The sequence below is a fragment of the Phycisphaerae bacterium genome (assembly GCA_018003015.1).
In the GTDB taxonomy this organism is placed as follows: domain Bacteria; phylum Planctomycetota; class Phycisphaerae; order UBA1845; family PWPN01; genus JAGNEZ01.
Map to the genome: position 1 here is coordinate 22178 of JAGNEZ010000009.1, position 21662 is coordinate 43839.

The following is a 21662-nucleotide window of genomic DNA, read 5'->3' on the forward strand; positions in this document are numbered from 1 at the left end:
CGCCGACCAACGACGACGACTCATCACTCGTTGTCGGCCACGACCATGCCCGTGAACGATGGCCCCCCGGCGTCCACCCCGCCCATCCTCCTGCAGAAAAAAGGATCTGGGTGTCCCTGTCCACCATGAGTGCCTGCCCTCCGCCTCCCGCACCGGCCTCTGTGGCATCACTGCGGGCGGCTCGCTATACTGCCCCCCCGAACACGATGTCAGCCGCCACCCGAAGAGGGAGACCCCCATGCCGGAAACCCATCGATACGTTCCCGCTCAACCTCGCTATAACAAGGGCTACGTCTGGACGATCTCGGTGATCGCAGCCCTCGGCGGCCTGCTCTTCGGATACGACTGGGTGGTCATCGGCGGCGCGAAACCCTTCTTCGAACGGTACTTCGGACTGGCCGGCAACGCCTCAGCCTCGGGCTTCGCCAATAGCTGCGCCCTGATCGGTTGCCTGGTCGGCGCCATCATGTCCGGCGCGCTCAGCGACAAATTCGGACGCAAGCGACCACTGATCTTCGCCGCGATACTCTTCGCCGTCACCTCCGTGGGCAACGGCCTGGCCGGCAGCTTCACCGCGTTCGTCACCTGGCGCATCCTCGGCGGCGTGGCCATCGGCTTGGCCTCCAACCTGTCACCCATGTACATCGCCGAGGTCGCCCCCGCCCAGGTTCGCGGCCGCCTCGTCGCCATCAACCAGCTGACTATCGTCATCGGAATCCTCCTCGCCCAGTTCATCAACTGGTTCCTAGTCCGCCAACTGCCCTCGAACGCAACCGACGAGTTCATCATCGGATCGTGGTATGGGCAACAAGGCTGGCGATGGATGTTCGCCCTGACCGCCATCCCCGCCCTGCTCTTCTTCGCGGGCATGTTCCTCGTCCCCGAGAGCCCACGCTGGCTGGCCAAGAACGGCAAGCCGGACAGGTCGCGAATCATACTCGAGCGGATCGGCGGCCCCGCCTACGCTGGCACGGCCATGGCCGACATCGAATCCACACTCGTCAATGAAACTGAGAAGGTCGATTTCCGCGCCCTGCTCAATCCGCGCATGACCGGCGTGCTCGTGCTCGGCGTGGTGCTGGCAGTCTTCCAGCAGTGGTGCGGCATCAACGTGATCTTCAACTACGCCGAGAATATCTTCCGGGCCGCTGGCTACGACATCTCTTCCGTACTCATGAACATCGCTTGGACCGGGTCGGTCAACCTGGTCTTCACCTTCGTTGCCCTCGGCGTGGTCGACCGCCTCGGACGCCGCCCACTCATGCTGATCGGCGCGATTAGCCTGGCGTTCATCTACCTGGCCATGGGGTACTGCTACCACTCCGGCGTCCAGGGACTCCCCACCTTGCTGCTGGTCCTGGCCGCGATCGCCTGCTACGCATGCTCCCTCGCTCCAATGACCTGGGTGATTCTCTCGGAGATCTACCCCAACCGCATCCGCGGAGCGGCCATGTCCGTCTCGGTATTCGCTCTCTGGGCCGCCTGCTTCGTCCTCACCTACACCTTCCCAATTCTCCACCAATGGCTCGGTATGGCCGGGACGTTCTGGCTTTACGCGACCATCTGCACCGCAGGCTTTCTCTTCACCTTCCTCCGATTGCCCGAAACCAAGGGCAAGACCCTTGAACAGATCGAGAGCGAGTTGGTGGATGGACGCGGCCGGAGCGAGTCCCCTTGGTAACCGTGATAAGACCCGGAGACGGGCAAGCGGATAATCGGTGACCGCTTCCATAGATCCTCCTTTAGGATCATTGTGCTGTCGGGCGCCGCCTTTGGCGAGATCGGATCCCCCGCATCTCGAACGAGAAACCGTACCCTCCCGCCAGCCAGGCGGGACACCGGCCATGCCAGACTGTACAATCTCCCATTGGAGCAAGCCGGCGATGGTACGCCGACTGACCTGGGAGACCCGCCGGGGATGGACCAGTACCCATGAGCAGGATCCGACCAAAGCCCGCAACCTGTTGCTGCCTCTGCGGCGTCCTCTCCGCCGCGATCATGACCGGATGCCAACACGAAACGTTCAGCCGAGATCCGGCAGCCTACATCGATGACACCGATCTCGTCGCGATGCGGCTCGATGCCGAAACCTCTCCGCCACAGCCGAGTCAGGGCACACCGAAACCGACCCTCAAGGCGCTGCCCGCCAACCTCGATCCACCAGCTTCGCCCGCCGAGTTCCGCCAGTCGTGGCATTTCAAGCCCGTCAATCAGGGGCGCACCGGCCACTGCTGGTCGTTCGCGACCACTTCGTTCTTCGAATCCGAGATTCACCGCCTCAGTGAACGCGACATCAAGCTCTCCGAGCTGCACACCGTCTACTGGGAGTACCTCGAGAAAGCCCGACGGTTCGTCCGCCAGCACGGCAACTCCGAGTTCGGGCGCGGGTCAGAACCTAATGCCGTGATCCGCATCTGGAAACAATACGGCGTGGTACCCGAAAACGCGTACACCGGCCTGTTGCCCGGTCGCAAGTTCCACGACGATCGGCGGCTCTGTGCCCAAATCCGCGAGTACCTGGACTCTCTCAGGGAGAAGAACACCTGGGACGAGAAATCAGCCGTGACCGCCGTCAGAGCCATCCTTGACCGGCACCTCGGGCCACCACCCCTCTCCCTGGACTGGAACGGGCAAACGATGACACCGCAGGACTTCCTGCACAACGTGGTCAAGCTGAACCTCGACGACTACGTCAGTGTCCTCTCCCTGATGAACGAACCCTTCAATGCGTGGTGCGAGTATAAGGTACCCGACAACTGGTGGCATTCCCGCCAGTACTTCAACGTCTGTCTCGAGGACTTCATGACGATCGTAGACCGCGCGACCCGCGACCGCCAGACGATGTGCCTCGGGATCGACAACACCGAGCCGGGCTTCCTCTACCGCCAGAACGTGGCTTTCATCCCGACGTTTGACATCCCCGACTTCAGCATCGACGACGCCGCCCGCCAGATCCGCTTCAACAACGGGAGCACAACGGACGATCATGCCGTCCACCTCGTGGGATCCTGCCGACAACACCGGCAGCCATGGTACCTCATCAAGGACTCCGACACCGGCCCGCTCAATGGTCCGCACAAAGGCTACATGTTCTACCGCGAGGACTACCTGCGACTGAAAACGCTCTTCATCCTGTTGCCGCGCCACACGGCCGAGAAGGCCCTGGGCCGGCCGCTGGGCTCGCCCGCATCGGCACCGGCGCGAGGCAAATAAACCGCGTCGCCATCGAGATATGGCTCTGCAAGAACGAGAAACGGGATATCATGAATCGCAAATCGCAGTTCCCTCTTGTCGCCTTTATCGCCAGTCTGTGCATGATCGCGCCGGCTTCTGCTCAAACCAAACCGACCAGCCGACCGGCCGGCACGACGTCCGCCAACCGTCTGTTCCGCACGCCCAACGACGTCCACCGGCTCATCATGAACGAGTTCCCCAACGGACTGACAATCGCCCTGCACAACGCCGGCGAGAAGAACAGGCTGAGCGGCCAATACACGTCCCCGGTCATCACGACCGACTTCCCTTTCAACGATCTCCTGGCGTCGTGGAACATCGATGTTCCCGCCCGCTCCGGGTTCTATGTCGAGATCCGCGTCGGCCGCGCGACCGGCGACTTCTGGACACCGTTCTACTACCTGGGCGGCTGGGGCGATTTCACACCACCCGCGAAGAAGCTCTTCAATGACGACAACGGCCACATCGTGGTCGACTACTTCCAGTCCCTCAACACGTTCGACCGCATCCAAGGCCGGTTCTCCTGCGCGGGCGACACCGCCGCCCATGCCCCCATGCTGCGCCGACTCGCCTTCGCCTACAGCAACACCCTGAACGACGCCAACCTGGCCGGCAGGTTCCGCACGACGATCGAACCCGGCCCCAAGGAGAAGTGGACCCGGCGGCTGCCGATCCCCTTCCGCAGTCAGAACTGGGAAAGCCCCGAGCTCCGCGGCGAGGTCTGCAGCCCCACGTCCGTCTCCATGGTTCTCGAGTATCGAGGCGTCAAGCGGCCGACGGCCGAGGTTTGCAGGACCCTCTACGACGCCGAGAACCGGATGTACGGCAACTGGTGGCGGGCGATCCAGGGCGCGTGGACGTACGGCGTGCCCGGCTATCTGGATCGCTTCGGCGACTGGAACGCGGTGAAGAAACGCATCGCCCAGGGCTGCCCGGTCATCGCCAGCACGCGGACCGAAAAGGGCCAACTCCGCCACGCACCCAACTACGAATCGCTGGCCGGCCACCTCATCGTCATCACCGGATTCGACCCCGACGGCAGCGTGCTGATCAACGACCCGGCCAAGCGAACCCCCGAAACCGGCTTGTGCAGGTACCACCCCGACGACGTCGAGAAGATCTGGTTCGACCGCGGCGGCGTCGGATACGTCCTCCTGCCCCGGACCCAATGACCAAAAACGAAGAAGCTCCAACAGACGGCAGGAAGATATCGACTGCCCTATGGCTCCTCGACCGGTGGATCGCTAACCACCGGTAATTCAACCCATGACCCAGGTCAACAAGGCGGTCGAGATGATCCACCGCACCTCCGGCGTTAGGGCCACAACTTCAACAGCAACAGCAGCGACACCGTCCCGTCGATGATCGGTTCATTGGTCGAAAAATCGGCGTAAACATCGTGATAGACGCCGATGTCAGACTGAAAGCGAGCGTAAACGTCCTGGCCGAAGTCCTCGAACTTGAGCCCGTCGTTGATATCCTTGTAGACCGGCCCGTCGACTAGTCCGCCCACCGGAAGGATGTTCGCCAGCCGATAGAACAGGTGGTGCGGGTGGCAAGACGGGTTGCCTGTCTCCGGAACGCCAATGACCATGGAGACTCCCCAGGGGTTGCGGCCAAAGATCCAGTCACGGGCCTCGGTGGCCAGCAAACGATAGGTGCTGTCGCCGGTCATCCGCTCATACAGCACCGCCTGTGTGGCGAAAGCGACCACATCGTTGCACGAGCACCAAACCAGCGGCGTGCCCAGGCGATAGGGATTCCGCTCCGCGAGGCGACGGACCGACTCCAGCCCTGCCCGATAAAAGCCGGCCAGCTCCTTCCTCGCCGCTTCGTCCACGTGCGGATAGAGCCGCCAGTGGGCCAGATTGACGTAGGGAAACAACTCGTAGTGCCCGTGACGCGTCCCGCCCATGCCCGGATTGGGGCCGGCCCGACGGGCGTATCCAATCGCCTCCTCCAGGTACACCTTGTCCCGGGTGGCAATGTACAGCTCCACCGCAGCCCATTCGAGATCGTCGCTGAAGGTGCTCTCCCCGTAGTAGTACGGGGCTTTGACTGGCACGGACATGGCGTTGCCCGGATACCTGCGGGCGAGTTCGTAAAGCGACTTGGCGGCCTTCAGGTCGCCGGCCAGAGCCATGGCCGCGGATGCCCGACCAGCCAGGCTGGCCTTGCCAGAGGAGCGATTCCTGTACCTCGGACCCTCCGGCTTGCCGGTCGCAGGCCAGGCGGCTCGCGCGCCCCCTCGACCCCAGCCGTAGTCGGACTCGTCCTCATGCCACAGCTTGGCGGGCGGACCGTGGTCGCGGTCGTCGGCGATCTGAACATAGATCGTGTCCCGATCGGGGTGAATCCTGCGAACCAGCTCGGCTCCATGGTCCGCTTCCTCGCGCTCGCCCGCCAAATACAGGGCGGCCACACAGTAGGTGGTCGTGATCATGTGCTTGATCCGGTCGGCCGCATCGTGCCACCCCCCCACAAGATCGTGCTGGCGACCAGTAACCGTATCGATCGCGTCCCGCTGGTGACACTTCCGGCCAGTGACCGGGTTGTCCCCGCACCGCTGCAGACGCATGAAGGACAACAGTCTCCCAGGCACATCGGCGTACGCCTGCCGGCCAATCGTGAAGGGCAGTGACACCACACCGGCAAAGCGGATCTCGTAGCGACCTTCCTTGGCCAGCGGCGTGAAGTCGAGGCGGTAGTTGTGCCGGAACGGCCCCCACGCCCCCTGGTCGTCACCCAGCGGAGCCGAGAAATCCCCGACCGTGAAGCGGCCCTCCTGTGGCTCGTCGCTGGAAAGAATGGCGATTTTGGGTTCGTCGGGCAGATAACCGATCTGGCTCCCACGCACCCACACGCCCGCTTCGGATACGGGCTGCGAGGCGAGCGGGGGTGGCAGATCGGCGGCCCGGCCGCAGGCGGTAAGGGCCACAATAACCAATGACCCGATGTTCACGGCATGTCTTGCTGCCATAGGGCACCCGATCCATCCATGAGTGGAACCGTCCTCTATCATATCATCAAGCACGGGCTTGTCAGAGGGATGGCATAGTGGGATGATGACAAATCACATGCGCGGCCAGGAACGGTGCGAGGATCGGCCAGGATTCGGGGCATTCGCACGGTGGCGGAACCTGTGCGGGCCGGTCCGGCAGCCATTTCGGCCGGATGGGAGAATCACATGGACCGCAGAATGTTCCTCAAGAGCGTCCCCGCCTTCGCCGTGCTGGCCAGCCGAACATCCAGCTTCGGCGAGGAAACGGTCACTCCACCGGCGGTAGTGCCCGAGCTCAAGCCGATCACCCTGCCGAAACCCGAGAAGGAGGGGGGTAAGTCGGTGATGGCCGCCCTGTGGGAACGGAGGACCAACCGCAGCGTTAGCGACAAACCGCTGCCTCCGCAAATGCTGTCCAATCTCCTGTGGGCAGCGTGGGGCGTGAACCGCGAAGGCGGAGCATCCCGACGGATCGGGCGAACGGCAGCGTCGGCAAGCAACGCGCAGGAGATTGACCTGTACGTCTTTCTGGCCGAAGGGGTCTACCTCTACGAAGCCCTACCCCATCGCCTGGCACCAGTCCTGGCCGGCGATCAACGAGAGAAGGTCGGTCGCCGTGGCCGCGGGGGCGCGGCCGCCAAGGCCCCGGTCAACCTGGTCTTCGTGGCCGACCTCGCCAAGTACAACCGCGGCACGCCCCAGGAACCAGGCCTGAAGGACCCTGAAATCCAGAAGTCGTACTACAACATCGCCGCCGGCCTCATCGCCGGAAACGTCTACCTCTTCGCCGCGTCGCAGGGTCTGGCCGCTTGGTTCCGTAACTGCAACAAGACTGGTCTGGCCACAGACCTCGGGCTGCGGCCGGAACAACGCGTGCTCTATGCCCAGACCGTGGGCTATCCCGCGTAAGGCCCGGTCAGGGCAGGCTTCTCGATCGCGGAAGAAAGAACACACGACCGGAGGTCAATCCGTGAGCCGACAACTCACTTCCGTGGCTTGCTTCTTCACTTTGACCCTGTCTCTGACGGGACACCACGCCATGGCTGAAACACCTGAATCCAATGCATCAAGGTGGCTCAAGGGAGCACCGCCGGTACCCGCATTCGAGGGACCCGCTTCGCTCCAGCAGTGGGAATCCAATCGCGCCGGCATACGCAGACAGATCTGGAACCTCCTCGGCAAGCTCCCGCCGCGCCCAAACCAGCCGGCCGTCGAGCGGCTCTCCCGCGAAGACCGCGGCGACTACGTCCTGGAGAAGTTCTCCTTCGACAACCAGGCGGGGGCAATTGTCCCCGGCTACCTGCTGCTGCCTAAGGCCAACCCGGGAAAGGCCCCTGGCATTCTGTACTGCCACTGGCACGGCGGCCACTACGACGTCGGCAAGGAGGAACTCTTCAGAACGAACGCCGTTCCCGTGCCGCCTGGACCCGCCCTGGCCAAGGCAGGCTTCGCGGTCGTCGCCATCGACGCCTACTGCTTTGGCGAACGAAACGGACAGGGGCCGGGCGGACCCGAGGAGAAAGGCGGCGGCGGCGAGATGACCGCCAGCAAGTTCAACCTCTGGGTCGGCCGGACCCTGTGGGGCATGATGCTGCGCGACGATCTCATCGCCCTCGATTACCTCTGCTCGCGGCCGGAGGTAGACCCCACACGCATCGGAGTCACCGGCATCAGCATGGGGGCAACGCGCACCTGGTGGCTCATGGCCCTGGACGAACGCCTTAAGACCGGCGTCGCCGTGGCCTGCCTGACCCGATACCAGGACCTGATCGCAACCAGGGGACTCCCCTGCCATGGCATCTATTACTTCGTGCCCGGCCTGCTCAACCACTTCGACACCGAGGCCATCGTGGCTCTGGTCGCGCCACGCCCCCTGCTGTTCATGACCGGCGACCAGGACTTCGGATCGCCCGTCAACGGGATTCGCAGGATCGACAAGTCGGTGGCCCGCGTCTATGCCCTCTACGGAACCGAGGCCAGCAGCAGATTTCGCAGCGTCATCTACCCCGGACTGGGCCATGTGTACACGCCCGAAATGTGGAAGGAGACCGTGGCCTGGCTTGGCAAGAACCTCGAAAACCGGTCGTGATCCTGCCGCTCGCGGCCCACACAACCCAACTTGCCGCCTCCTCACCTCATTGACCAGGCCTTCGCTCCACAGCCCTCAGACCAGAAAATCCGACCCCGGGCCCCAACTTCCCCTTAGGGCTTTGCAGCACCCGCGTGGGTCGTGGTATACTCTATCCCAGGTCAGATCACGTCCTTGCGCTGGAGGCTTGTCATGCGGTCAATCACCAGGGTCCCAATGTGCCGGTTCGTGCCCGGCTCGCGCGCGTTCACGCTGATCGAGGTTCTCGTGGTGGTGGCGATCATCGCCTTGCTGGTCGCGATTCTGCTACCATCCCTGGCGGAGGCCAGAAACCAGGCCCAGACCGCCAAATGCGCCGCCGGCCTGCGACAGGGCGTGACAGGAGCCATCCTGTACCAGACAGAACAGAGAATGAGAAAGGAGCGATGGAGCACCAATTTCGGATGGGCCATCGCCTCCCTCCGCCAAAGCAAGGGCGAAACCGGCATCTTTCAATGCCCTGCCGATAACAACCCCACTCCTCTCCCCGCCCTCTTCGACCGCCAGTATTCGGATAGCGGCCGGACCGACTTCCACGGCGAGGTGGGTTCCGACGCAGTCTTCAACCGGGTATGGAACCTCGGTGGGGGCACCTACTCGCTGAACTACCAGGACATCGTCGACTTGGCCGGCTTCGGCTATGACGCCGATGCGGACGCCTACGACGCGCGGGTCGACATCACCGTTCCATCCATCGGCCAGAAGTACGCCCAAGGCATTGGCAGCAAGCCCAGCGCAGCCTGGACGCACGTCATGTACACCTTCAAAGGCAAGCAGATCGGCGTGGACAGCTTCCCCGCCACCACTCTGCCGGTCCTGTGGATGAGCTTCGGGGCCAACGCCAGCGCCGGACTCATCGGAGTCAGGGGCTTGCCGATCCTCGCCATCGAGGCTGGTAAACCCGGCGTCTTCCCGGAAACCCTCGGCAACTTCAACGCCGACGTCCTTCCTCATGCGGTGCGCTTCCGGCACGGAGGCAGAAACACCCGCCCAGGCTTCGCCGGACAGGAATACATGAACGTGTCACCGGGCTCGTCTCGGTCCTCGTCGGTCATGCTTCCCCTCAACAGAATCGATGGCCGCTACGCGCCGCGATTGAAAGCCAACGCCGGCTTCCTCGACGGCCACGTCGAGGGAATGAGTTGGGGACGCTTGTTCAGCGATCCCGCCGCAGGCCATCCAGCCCCCAGGCAGCAGGCCTGGGTCGGACTTGGCCGCAAGAGCAACACCATTACCTTCGGACCACCGGAATGATGAATCGGGCCGAACGCGGTACTTCCGCCATCCCCCACCTGCCGACACAAGACAAACCAAACGGCGCCGACGTGCGACCGACGCCACCTTCACGGCTTTCACCCAGGGACTTCGCCCCTCATCCTCTGCCACCTCACCGAACCCGGGCCGCGCGGTCAAGCGGCAAGGTCTGCGTGGAACCGTCGCCGAACACCACTTTCACCGCCCGCGGGCAACCTCCCAGGTCGGTGAGAACATACTCGCCCTCGTCATACTGGACGCGGATGCTGTCGATTCCGAACCCCTGGCGACGGGCACGGTCGATGAATACGTCCCCGTAGTGGTCGTAGATCCGGTTCCGCGCCTCGCTGGCGGCACCGTTGCCCCAGTCGTAAATGGTAAACGTGCCAATGCCAATACCGCCTGGCCCAGTCCGGCCGCCGTGGCCGTAGTTCTCCATCATGAAACCGTAATCTCGCGGCCCAAAGAACGGGTGAGCCTTCTCCCACTGCTCCTTCTGCTGCGGGTTCTCAGGGCAGTACATCATCACAAACGATGCCTTGAGCGCGGAAATGCCACGCTCGAAAAGACCGGACTCGCCGGTCTCGCGATAATAGTCCATGAACAGCTCGGCGTAGAGCGATTGACGCGAGTCGTTCCACTCGCCGTCGAAGTTCATCACCCCGAAGCCCCCTAAGGCCGGCACGTAAATGAACGGCGGCTGCCAGACCTGCTGGCACATGGACAGCTCGTCCAGCGTCCGCCGGCCCCAGGCCAGGTACTTCCCGTCGCCAGTGGCCCGGTAAACCGCCAGCAGGGCCTCCGCCGTCCAGAACATCGAGAAATTACACTGCTTGTACATGCCGTTGCGGGCGTACTTCCTGCCCACATGGTCGTCCCGACCGAACGCGCAGCAGGACCAGTAGGTCTCGAAATCCTCCCACCGACCGTCGGGAACGATCTCCACCAACAACGCATCCGCGGCCTTGATCGCCGCCTCGCGGAACCGCTCCTCGCGGCTGACGTCAGCCATCTTGAGCAGGAAGGTAACACTCATCGCCGTCTCGGGCGTGCGGAACATCACCGGCGACGGCTCCAGAGTCTCCGGGTTCAGCCAGCCAGGGAAGAAGCCCCGCTCGTCCTGGAGTCGCAGCAGCTTCTCCGCATACTTGCGGCAGAAGGTAACCAACTGCTCGTCCGGGGCAATCTCCTGGTGCCAGCGAAGCATCAGCAGACAGGTCCAGCTCGCATCCAGCACATGGTACCAGGCATCCGAAATCCCGAGGTTTCGCGGGCTGCGATTCGAATTGCGCCAGGTGGCCTCAGACCAGGGCCGCGGTCGGACCACCTCCTTGCCCTGCTCCTGGACCTTCTCGTTGGCGGTACCAATCACGGCCGGGAAAATGCCATCCTCCATCGGGGCGGCCAGGGCCAGGGCCTTGGTGAGTTCGGCCTTGGCTCTGAGGTCCTCGTCCACCGTTCGACGAGCCCACCGGGCCAGGCCACTCGCACTTCGCAGTGACGAAAACCAGGCCTGGTTCCAGATGGACAGGAACTCCCGCTGATACCAGAGGCCAGGGTAGTTCGGCGACTGGCTGATGTTGACGATGAACTGCGGAGCACCAACCTTGCGGCCGTTGAGCTCGAACTCCTGCCAGACCGCGTGGCCCCAGCGGTCGAAGGCCCAATCGTAAGTGTGCTTCACAAACACGTCCATCGGCACCGTACCCGGCGCACCTTCCAGGTGCAGCGGGCGACCCCACCGCTTCCAGAGCAACCGCGCTGCCCGCTTCCAGGGATTCAGCGGCAGGTCGGCGTCCTGATACTCGGCCACGTAGAAGGCTAACTCTACCCGACCGGGCTTGAACACCATACCGGGCTTCTTGCGGAAACCAACGTGACCGGCCACCTCCGTGCAAACCATGCCCAGCGTGATCTCGTTCTTGACAGCGTCAAGGTCGAGAAACCAGGGGTCGTCCACAAGCCGGCCGACAAGATCAAGATCCGGTACCACGATCAGGACCGTCTGACCCTTGGTGACGATCGCGGCCGGGCTGCGGAAAACGTGCTGACCAGCCACAAAGCCGTCTTCCGGGGCCAGGTGCGGCAGCCAGTGAAAGTCGGGCGCAAACGAGGGCTGCAACACGACCGAAAGCTCATCCTGCGATGTCTCGGTAGTGAGATCCCATCGCAAGGAAACCCGCGTCCAGCCGGCCTCGGGAGCATCCCGCGTGATCGCAACCGCCGCCGGAACCTGGCCCGCCAACCGAGGAACGGCAAACTTGAAATGGGACGATCTCACCTCGGCAGCGCCGGAGTCGTCGACCAACTGAACCAGTTCAATCGCGGCTGTACGGCCGGAAAAGCACCCGACGGCCAGAAACGAGAAAACCACCACGCTGACCGGACGCGGAACGCTGCGATACAAAACCATGCGCGGAAACCTCCCCATCGGGTCAGTCAGAATCACAGCAGCCCATCCGGGCGGCAGAGCAGGCATTATAGGGCGACCTTCGCGGATCGCTACCCTGCACCTGCGGCCCGACATGCAGGCGCCAACCACCAGGTACAAAGCTGCAAACAAACGAGAAACGCCCCTGACGGCCCTTTCCACGAGGTCAGGACGATCCGCGATCTCCCCGTGGCCGGCCAACAGGCCCGACCCCACCGGCTCGCCCAGGGTGACATCCGCGGCAATCATGGTAACATAGAGTGATAGGCACGCGGCTCCGGGCCTTGGCGCTAGGCCGCGTCTCAACACCCCGGCGATGATCTTGAATGGAAGGGACACGATGAGAGTCATGACCAGCATGCGCGCCTCGTCAGCCCTGTTGGCGGCGTCAGTTCTTCCCTGTTTCGCGCAATCCCTCGATTCGATCACCCATCCGCAGCAGGGCCGGTCCATGCGCGCAACCAGCGGTAATCCGTTCAACAACACGGATCTGGCCAGGTTCGAAATGGGCGAGAGCAAGACCATCGCCGACCTGGTCGGACCCGGTGAGATCCGCCATATCTGGCTGGTACCCACATCCATGGACATCCGCCACCCGCGAGCCCTCGTGCTCCGCATGTGGTGGGACGGCGCCGCCACGCCCTCCGTCGAGGCCCCGCTCGGCGATTTCTTCGCCGTCGGAAACGGCATGCAGGCCGACGTCGACTCGCTGCCGGTCAAGGTCTGCTCACGCGGCCGGGGCTACAACTGCTACTGGCGCATGCCGTTCCGCAAGTCCGCGAAGATCACCCTGACCAACGAGTCCGACCGCGAGCCGGCTTCCTGCTACTTCCAGATCAACTGGGTCCGCCAGGACCGCGAGCCCGACGACCTCTTGTACTTCCACGCCCGCTACCACCAGGAGTGCCCTCCCCAAATGGGCAAACCCTACACCGTGTTCGTCGGCCAGGGCCGCGGCCACTACGTGGGTACCGTGCTCTCCTCCCAAAATGCGATTGGACACTGGTTCGGAGAGGGAGATGACTTCTTCTACATCGACGGGGAACAAGTCCCGTCCATCGCCGGGACGGGAACCGAGGACTACCTCAGCGAGGCCTGGAATATGCGCGTCCACTCCAGCCTCTTTTCGGGTTGCACCATCTTCGAGCCCCGCGCTCCCGACGCCCGAATCACCGCTTACCGCTGGCACATCCCCGACCCGGTCATCTTCCGGAAATCGCTCCGTCTCGAGCTCGAACGCAAGGGCTTCCTCATGACCTCGAAGGGCGAGGTGCTGTCCGAGGCCGGCTCCCGACCCGACTACTGGTCCTCCGTCGCCTTCTGGTACCAGGACACGACCGCCCAACCTTGGTGCGAGTTCCCCCCCTACCGCGACCGGGTCAACCCCGAAATCGTCCTCCAGCTGCCCAGGGTGGTCAAGACCATCCGGCACTCCCAGGACGTCGAACTCCAGGTCAACCCGTACAACCGGGCCACCTACACCAAGCCGTGGTTCCGCGTCAAAAACGAGACCATCGGCTCGTGGATCGAAATCCCCTTCACCATCACGGAGAAGGGCCGATACTCGATGTCACTCTTCCAGCACCTGCGCGACGACAACGGTATCTGGAAAGTCTACATCGACAACCAGGAAATCCACCAGGCCGGCGAATCCCAAATCGCCGGGGGCTACGAAGTCGACCTGGTCAACCAGCTCGCCCCCGAGGCGGTCAACAAGACCCTCGACTTCTACAATACCTACCGCAAGGATGAACACGAGGACTACATCTACGGCCAGCGACGCGAACGGAAAATCGGCCTGTTCCACTTCGAGCCCGGCAAGCACGCCCTCCGGCTTGTCTGCGTCGGGGCAAATCCAGGCTCGGTCCATCCGGAGACGGGCAAACCCGGCTACAACCTGAGCGCCGACGTGCTCTCGCTGCGGAAACTGCCCTTCGAGAACATGGACCAGTGGATCCAGAAGGCGATCGAGATGGAGAAGGCCGCGGAGAAAACGACACAGGGCAAATGACGGCCGCCAACGTACAACGGGCTCCACCCCCGTCTCCATGGAGAGTGTGGCACAGGTACGCGGCCCGTCACTCAATCGACAGGATGCCGGTCACGCCCCCGCAGGAAGGACTCGGGTGGCCGCCCGTCCCCCAGGCTTTGCGGCACTCGGCTTGCCGCGGAGAGGACCTGATTGATGACCTCACTCATGACATCACCCTGCATCTTGCTTCTCACGTCGTCTGTCGCGTGGATGGGCCTCGGCGCCGCCATGCCGGCCGAGCCCGGGCCACCGCTCATCGGCGACACCGAACAAATCTACACCCTGCCGAAAGAGAACACCGAGATCAGAGGCCTGGCCGTCGACGAGACCGCCGCCGAAGTCCCGCAACTGCTGGTCCTCGACCGCTCCGGCAAGGTCTTCGCCTATCGCATCGACCGTCACGCGAAGAAGGAGGTCGGCCCGCTTGAGCCGTTGCGGGTCTACGATCTCTCCGCCACAGGCCAGGATAAACGCCCGCTCCTGACCGATCCTCGCGGCTTGGCTTTCGCCAGAGAGGACGGCCACCCGATCCTCTACACCCTGAGCCGAGACAAAAGCGAAGAGATCGCATCCCGGCTCTGGCGCTTCAATCTCGACAGCGGCAAAACCGCCGACGCGAACCTCTCCCTGTTTCACTTCCGGATCGGCGACCGCGAACCGCTCGGGATCACCGTGGACGACGGTCAGTTGCTCGTCAACTACGAGTCGGCGGGTTACGCGGACGCCAACCTCCGCGCGCGCCGCGGCATCATCCGACTTGAGTGGCCGCCACCACATGACGCGCTGCCCCAATTCGTCCGCCACATGCCCGACGCCGGAACACTGGCCTCGCACGGCCTGGCCGCCATGAAAACGGAAGGCGCCCGCTATCTCTGGTCCACCGTCGGCGACACCCACATCTACTGCGCAGATGCACCAACCGGCCGCGGCCTGTTCGCGTTTGAGCGCCCCCGCTCCGTCGATACCGGCAGCGTCTGCCGCGGCTTGGCCTTCGGACAGGGTAGTCTCTGGGTGTCTGAAAACGCACCCGGCCCAGACCGCGTACACCGCGTCAACGTGACCAGAAACCTCGACGCCCTGCGAGAAGGCCCCCGCATCCTCCGCCATCTGGTCATGGCCATCAACACCAGGCCGGAGAAGGACGGCGACAAGGCCGGCAGGGTGTCTCACAACTACTCCCGACCCTACACCTACGAGCAGCTTCACAACCAGGGCTTCTGGCCCGAGACCGAGAAGATTGTGGACCTCACCAAAGCACCCAATGCCACGATCAGACACTTCAGCTACGATCCCGCCGACGACGTCACCGCACGCCAGGAGATGCTCAGCGTCGAATACGCCGAGGCCCCCGCCCACCCCTACGCCTCGCAGTACGAACTCGACGTGTGGACCAACTCGTGCCGCAGCTACGTCTACCCCCATCGGGCCAATCACCAGCGGGACGGCTTCTCCGGAATAGGCTACCTGGCGGACGATCCCGAACTCTACAATCTCAGCGACACCAAAACGTACAGGGCTTTCATCGCCCGCGTCACGGCCCACATCAAGGCCAAATACGATGCCGACGCCGACATGAGGAATCCTTACTGGGCCGCGCGGAATGTCCTCGAGTACATCCAGGACACCTACTACTACCCAATCCCCCCTCTCATGCGGCCGGCAACCGTCGACTACTCCCGCAAACACTACGACGCCAATCCCGCCAATCTCAAGATCGAGTTGTCCGATCGTCCCTACGACAAAACCCAGATCATCGCCTGCTCCGGAACAAGCGTCATCCTGGCCGGCGCGATGCGCCACCTGGGCATCCCCGCCCGCTGGCTCGGCACCGCCGCCGAACGCGATCCCAAAACCTGGGACACCAACGGAAACGGATTCCTCGACACGGACGAAACCGCCCCCTGCACCAACGGCCACCGCTACACCCAGGTCTGGCTCGGCAACCACTACGGCTGGGTGTGCTTCGACGCCACCCCGAGCCGGCCCGCGTCAAGCGATTACGACGTGCCCCCGCCCTTCCAACCACAGTGGCGATTCATGAGCCGCGCCGCCGCCGGCCACATGGTCGAACGCCGAATCGTCTTCAACGTCGGCTCGGCCCTGTTCCGACCACTGTATCGCGATTTCGAATACGACCAACGGCTCGCCTTGGAAAACAACTGCGGCGGCGATCAGCGCTACAACCTGCAGGCCCGGTTCGAAAAACCCGAACTCTGGCGCTTGCCAGGCAACCGCATCGAGCTGAAAAACACCTGCTTCATCCGCGACGTGAAAACCACCGGCCCGAAACTCAAAACCCGCGTCACCTGGCGGCTCGAGGGTCAGTGGGGCAAGGACCCCAACGCCACCCTGTCCATCGACCTTCAGCAACTCCCTCCCAAGGGCAACAAGCCCCGCCAGACCACCACCGTGGCCCGCGGAATCCGCGCCAGCGCTCAGTCAGCCGTCGTGAACCTCTCCGGCCACACCGGGAAACGCTGCCGTCTGCTGCTCCGCAAGGACGGCGACAGCGAGACCGGCAACTGCTCGGAACTGTTCGAGCTGGAAAGCCATGCCGAGGAGAGATAGGCCCCGCATGACCGCAAACAAAACCCAAGGATTACGGGTGATCCGCGGATCCAACCCGAATCCCCGAGCACAGCAGGGCCACCACGGAAAGAACGAAGCAGACAGCATGCACGGCTCACCGTATTGGGTCACATCGTGGGATCCACCCCACGAACCGTGAGGCTGTACCCGGCTGCCCCAGCGGCGTGAGCCCGCTCCGAGCTATCCTACCTTGCGGAGCAACTCCACCGTGTCGATGCCAAACGACGTCCCGGCGGAGGCCGCATGCTTGCCAATCACGGTAACGCGGAGGGTGTGCTTGCCGGCCTTCAACTCGTGCACCCCGAGCTCCAGATAACCCGCCGGGCTGACCTTCCCGGAGTACAGATCGCAGGACTCCGAGACCGGTCCGCCGTTGAGGGACACCTGGATCCTCCCGTAATCCGGACCGGCCGTGAGCCGCATTCGAACGCGGTAAGTCCCCTCCCTCTTGACCACGAATCCGAGCTGCAGGCGGCCTCCGTCCCCGGCTCGGCAAAACAGCTGCCGGCCACCGCTCCACATCTTGCGGCACCATTCCCTCATGTCCTGGGTCGATAGCTCACAGCTGCCCTTCTCCCCCACCTCCAGCCGCTCAGCCTCAAACGACTCGTCGGGACGCTCCGAATCCGGCGGCCCCAGCTCCAACCATACAGCGTCGTTCGCATAGGCCCGGGCATAGGCATAAGACATCAGGCCGTAGCCGTCCTCACCCCAACCCCGGCCCCGGCTGTTGCGGAACCGGAAGGCACCACCCCCAGGCAGAGCCGGGTCATCCTCGTACGCCACAAAAACGATGCTGTGTCCATCCATGACGTCGCCGGGGGCAGGAGGAGCCAGCAACCGCTCGGCCACACCGTTCTTCGGCCAACGCAAGCCGCACGCCACCGGGTGGCCGCTCCTGATCGTCCGCTTGATCTCCGCCAGCTCGGCATCGGCCATGGGCAGGGCAACATTCCATCGCCTGATCCAATGGACTCGCCATCGTCTGCTCCGCGGAGCGGCATCCTTGCTGGCCTCCTCGGAGGGTCTCAAACCCGCCTCGGGCTTGGCCAGATAGGGCATCAGCTCGCTTCGGCAAATGCCATAGTTGCTGAGCCCGAGGATCGCCTCATAAAACATCGCTCCATCGTCCTTCGACGAGGAGAACCTCTTGGCCGACCATAGCAGGTACTCCTCCGCGAACCGAACCGGCGGGTCCGGCTCGCTGCGGAGCCACTCAAAGTTGGCCAGGGCGGTGATCGCAAAGAGGGAGCAGTTGGGTCGCCCGCCTTGAACACCAACCGTCATCCCGAGCCGCTCGAACTCAGGCAGAATCGTGGCCCTGGTTGCCTCTGCAGGCGGCGATGGGGCGAGAAACGAGGTGGTACACAGGGCATGGACCAACAACAGGGTTGAACAGAACAGCACTCAATCACCCTCTCTCATGGCCCGCGTAGTTCTCGGTCTGCTCTGGGCACAAGGGAAACCCGGGGAGTGGCGACTCGCGGGCGGCTCGCCTTTCGGCCAGGAGACGGTCGCTGCGGCCGCCCGGCACGAAGTGTCCCGGCCCCATGTGCTCAACTACGTTGCTCCGGCAATGCTTCGTCACCGTGCAACTGGTCATTGTAGCATTCCCGGGCTCCGCGTCCATGTGTGTTCCTGGCAGTTCCCCAAGATAGCCATCCTTGCGTCACAGGGGGGGTTCAGCCCGACCAGGACTTCGGATAGAATCCCCGTCCGTGTGGCCGATGTGGCAGATACCATACTCCTGATAGCGAACGGTAAACCATGACGACCAGCGATTCACGTTCGACCGGCCTAGGCGGCACGAATGAACCGGCGTGGGGCCCGACCCTGTTCGGCCACCCCACCGGCCTGTTCGCCCTGTTCTTCGCCGAGATGTGGGAGCGGTTCTCCTTCTACGGCATGAAGGCCCTACTCATGTTCTACATGATCAAGGGGTTCCTCAAGTACAACGACGATCAGGCGTACGGCGTCTACGGAGCCTACACCGCCCTGGTATACACCGCGCCGTTCATCGGCGGAATGCTGGCCGACAGACTGTTGGGAGCCCGGCGATCAGTGATCATCGGCGGCCTGCTTATGGCCGCCGGCCAAATGCTCCTCACCGTCGAGACCTCGATTGCTTTCTTCGTCGCCCTTTCACTGCTCATCTGCGGAAACGGTTTCTTCAAGCCAAATATCTCCACCATCGTCGGCGGCCTCTACTCCAAGGACAGCCCAAAGAAAGACGCCGGCTTCACCATCTTCTACATGGGCATCAACCTCGGTGCGGCCATGGCACCCATCATGTGCGGCTACATCGGCGAAACCTACGGATGGAACTACGGCTTCGGCCTCGCCGCAGCGGGAATGATGGTCGGCGTGGCCGTTTTCGCCGCCCCCACCCTGCTCACCCAGATCCTGATCGCCACCGGCGCTCTGGGCGGCGCAATCGCGATGCCCTTCCTGCAGGACAGCTTCCTGCAATTGCTCGCCCGGCTCTTCCTGGGCACCGCTTTGGCTACCGCCGGCCTCGTGGCCGTCGTCGCACTCCATCGAGGCGGACTTCCACACCAGGCGGGGCGGCCACCACATCCCGAGAGGCTCGGGCAGACAATCGCCGGTGTCCTGCGATACGACTTCGCCGTCTACCTCGGGATCATCATCGCCGTGCCGATCGTCGCCCTCCTCGTTCAGCGCGACACCATCGCCGGACTGGCCCTGAGCCTGGTGATGATCCTCGCCCTCATCTACATCGTCTACGATGCCTGCTTCCGTTGCACCAAAATCGAGCGACATCGCATCTTCCTGATTCTCGTCCTTATGGCCTTCTCGCTGCTGTTCTGGGCGTTCTTCGAACAGGCCGGCAGTTCGGTCAACAACTTCACCGACCGCAATATCGACCGCGTGTCCGAGAGCCGCCACATCTCGGAGAGCGACATCGGTTCCACAATACGGTTCCGCATCCCCCCCAAGGCCGACGGCGAGCTGGCCCAGCTTCCGCTCCTCACCCAAGAACAGTTCGGCTACGAGCATGAGGGCAAACCCTTCACCATGTCCGATCTGGTCAAGCTTCGGGAAAAGGCCGCGAAAGCCGACGCCGCCAGCGAAGATAAGGCGGTAAACTGGTCCCTCACGGCCTCGCACGTCGGCATGGGCGTCGGGGGAAATGAAATCCCTGCATCGGAATTCCAGGCGGTGAACCCCGTCTACATCGTGCTCCTGGGACTCGTGTTCACCGCTCTCTGGGGATTCCTTGGGGCCAGAGGCCTCGAGCCCAGCACACCCGTCAAGTTCGCATTGGGCCTCATCCAGTTGGGACTGGGATTCGCTATGCTCTGGTACGGCACCCGAGTGGCGGACAGCCGTGGCATGGTCGGCCTCTCCTTCCTGCTGCTCAGCTACCTCTTCCAGACAACCGGCGAGCTGTGCCTCTCACCCGTCGGCCTTTCCATGATCACCAAGCTCTCCCCCGCGAGGATCGTCAGCACCATGATGGGAGCATGGTTCCTGGGAACAGCCATGTCCCAGTTCCTCGCCGGCCAAATCGCGAAATTCACCTCGGTCCTCGATGAAGGGCAGGCCGAGCAACTCATCCCCGCACCAATCGAGACCGTAACGGTGTATGGCAGCGTCTACGGACGCATCGCCATCGCCGCAGCCGTCTCCGGTTTGATACTCTTCCTGCTGTCACCCTTGCTCAAACGATGGGAGCACCCCGGCGCCGTGGTCGAGGAGCCGGCGCCACACGCCCAACCGGGCGGCTTCCCCGTGCAGAAAACAGACTGACCAGGATAGAGACAATTGGGTATCGACATGCTTGACCTTGAACGCCGGCTCCATCGCGCTCGCCGCAATCACCCTAGTCGCGCGGATAGGTCACCTCTGCCGGCAGCGGCCGGTCAGGCAGATCCTCATCGGTGTTGGCGATGTAAACCCACCAGTTGTTGTAGCCCCATTTCGTGTAACCCGGAGCCTTCGGTATGTGCGACAGCCACCAGACCATGTAGCCGTACTGGTTGTTGTTCCATTCCAGGCTGCTGACCAGCCGGGGCGGCCCGCTCAGATCCGGATACCGGAGCCAGCTGTCCGCGTGGGAAAGCACCTTGCGAGCATTGTTGTAGTCGTAGCCGTCCTTGCCGTTGGGCGGCACGTGACAGCTCCCGACGTGCGAGGGCTTGCCGGGATTGTCCATCTCAAGACTCGAGAAGGTGTTCCAGGCCGATTGAAACATACACCACCCACTGTATCGGACGCGTCTGCGAAACCATGCCGCCTCCAAGGGAATCTGCTCGGTTGGCTATGAACCACGACAGCATTGTATAATACCGGCCCAGAACAGGAACAACGCCATGAAACGAGTTGACGACAAGCCCTACTGCAAGGAATGCGGATACCTGTTGGTCGGCTTGACCGACTCCGCGAAGTGCCCGGAGTGCGGCCGTCCGATTGTCGATGTCCTGGTCCGCGACTCGTTCCCCGGACGGGCCGGCTATCGCTACGCGTCTGAAACCCGCCTCTTCGGCCTGCCCCTCGTTTCGATCGCGTCCGGCCCCCACGGGCCCGAACTGTTCGGCAAACCGGTCGGCATCATCGCGATCGGCGACGCCCCCAGGGGCGTCATCGCCATCGGCGGCCGGGCGTTCGGGGGTATCGCCATCGGCGGCCTGGCCGTCGGCGGCATCTCGTTCGGGGGACTCGGGGTCGGAATCATCGGGGTCGGTGGCTGCGGCGCGGGCATCCTGGGCCTGGGCGGCTTGGCCTGCGGACTGTGGGCGGTCGGCGGTATGGCCCTGACCTTCATCCAAGGTTGGGGCGGGCGGGTCATTTACCTTTGGCCCTGGTAGCCTCTATGATGGAGGGGTTGCGGGGCCGCGTCGGCCCACGCGCGGGTCTGTCTGTTCGGGCAGTCGAAACCTGCCCTGTCAGAAGCCTATCCCTTGGATGTGGGACCGGCACCTTGCCCGTCCAATGACCGGCCGAAAACCTGTCCCACACTTCCGATCGAGAT

Annotated in this window: 14 protein-coding genes; 10 read left to right on the forward strand and 4 right to left on the reverse strand. The window is 63.3% G+C overall.

What is annotated here, in order from left to right:
- The first annotated feature begins 238 nt into the window (after window positions 1-238).
- The 3 genes from KA354_05985 (at window position 239) to KA354_05995 (ending at window position 4406) form a co-directional block, all read left to right on the forward strand.
- Window positions 239-1681, forward strand: coding sequence for a sugar porter family MFS transporter (locus KA354_05985; GenBank protein MBP7934182.1), 1443 nt, complete (start codon window positions 239-241; stop codon window positions 1679-1681).
- A gap of 251 nt (window positions 1682-1932) precedes the next feature.
- Window positions 1933-3213 carry a peptidase C1 gene (locus tag KA354_05990; protein MBP7934183.1) on the forward strand — a complete coding sequence of 427 codons (1281 nt, stop codon included), beginning with the start codon at window positions 1933-1935 and terminating at the stop codon, window positions 3211-3213.
- Window positions 3214-3263: 50 nt separating this feature from the next.
- Entirely contained in the window at window positions 3264-4406 is a 1143-nt protein-coding gene (locus KA354_05995) for a C39 family peptidase (protein MBP7934184.1), read from the forward strand.
- Between the two features lie 143 nt (window positions 4407-4549).
- Here KA354_05995 and KA354_06000 read toward each other — a convergent pair whose 3' ends face one another.
- Window positions 4550-6214 (reverse strand): glycoside hydrolase family 9 protein, encoded by a 1665-nt coding sequence (locus KA354_06000; protein ID MBP7934185.1) that lies wholly within the window; start codon window positions 6212-6214, stop codon window positions 4550-4552.
- A gap of 207 nt (window positions 6215-6421) precedes the next feature.
- Here KA354_06000 and KA354_06005 point away from each other — a divergent pair, with 207 nt between their 5' ends.
- The 3 genes from KA354_06005 (at window position 6422) to KA354_06015 (ending at window position 9617) form a co-directional block, all read left to right on the forward strand.
- Window positions 6422-7144: a SagB/ThcOx family dehydrogenase gene (locus KA354_06005; GenBank protein ID MBP7934186.1), complete on the forward strand. Its 723-nt coding sequence runs from the start codon at window positions 6422-6424 to the stop codon at window positions 7142-7144.
- Window positions 7116-8324: a prolyl oligopeptidase family serine peptidase gene (locus KA354_06010; GenBank protein MBP7934187.1), complete on the forward strand. Its 1209-nt coding sequence runs from the start codon at window positions 7116-7118 to the stop codon at window positions 8322-8324. The genes KA354_06005 and KA354_06010 overlap by 29 nt, the downstream gene beginning before the upstream one ends.
- Window positions 8325-8540: 216 nt before the next feature.
- Entirely contained in the window at window positions 8541-9617 is a 1077-nt protein-coding gene (locus KA354_06015; protein MBP7934188.1) for a type II secretion system protein, read from the forward strand.
- Window positions 9618-9750: 133 nt separating this feature from the next.
- Here KA354_06015 and KA354_06020 read toward each other — a convergent pair whose 3' ends face one another.
- Window positions 9751-12030, reverse strand: coding sequence for a hypothetical protein (locus KA354_06020; GenBank protein MBP7934189.1), 2280 nt, complete (start codon window positions 12028-12030; stop codon window positions 9751-9753).
- A gap of 358 nt (window positions 12031-12388) precedes the next feature.
- Here KA354_06020 and KA354_06025 point away from each other — a divergent pair, with 358 nt between their 5' ends.
- The gene (locus KA354_06025) at window positions 12389-14059 is read left to right on the forward strand and encodes a DUF2961 domain-containing protein (protein MBP7934190.1); all 1671 of its coding nucleotides are present in this window, start codon (window positions 12389-12391) and stop codon (window positions 14057-14059) included.
- 174 nt (window positions 14060-14233) lie between these two features.
- Window positions 14234-16648, forward strand: a complete 2415-nt coding sequence (locus tag KA354_06030) for a transglutaminase domain-containing protein (GenBank protein MBP7934191.1) — start codon at window positions 14234-14236, stop codon at window positions 16646-16648.
- A gap of 201 nt (window positions 16649-16849) precedes the next feature.
- On the opposite strand, the gene KA354_06035 is transcribed toward KA354_06030, so the two are convergent.
- Window positions 16850-18076 (reverse strand): hypothetical protein, encoded by a 1227-nt coding sequence (locus KA354_06035; GenBank protein ID MBP7934192.1) that lies wholly within the window; start codon window positions 18074-18076, stop codon window positions 16850-16852.
- Window positions 18077-18436: 360 nt separating this feature from the next.
- On the opposite strand from KA354_06035, the gene KA354_06040 reads away from it, so the two are divergent.
- The gene (locus KA354_06040; protein MBP7934193.1) at window positions 18437-20440 is read left to right on the forward strand and encodes a hypothetical protein; all 2004 of its coding nucleotides are present in this window, start codon (window positions 18437-18439) and stop codon (window positions 20438-20440) included.
- A 73-nt stretch (window positions 20441-20513) separates the two neighbouring features.
- Here the strand turns inward: KA354_06040 and KA354_06045 are convergent, their stop codons facing one another.
- Window positions 20514-20885, reverse strand: a complete 372-nt coding sequence (locus tag KA354_06045; protein ID MBP7934194.1) for a hypothetical protein — start codon at window positions 20883-20885, stop codon at window positions 20514-20516.
- Between the two features lie 118 nt (window positions 20886-21003).
- Between KA354_06045 and KA354_06050 the strand changes: the two genes are divergently transcribed.
- Window positions 21004-21498: a hypothetical protein gene (locus KA354_06050; protein ID MBP7934195.1), complete on the forward strand. Its 495-nt coding sequence runs from the start codon at window positions 21004-21006 to the stop codon at window positions 21496-21498.
- The last annotated feature ends 164 nt before the right edge of the window (window positions 21499-21662 follow it).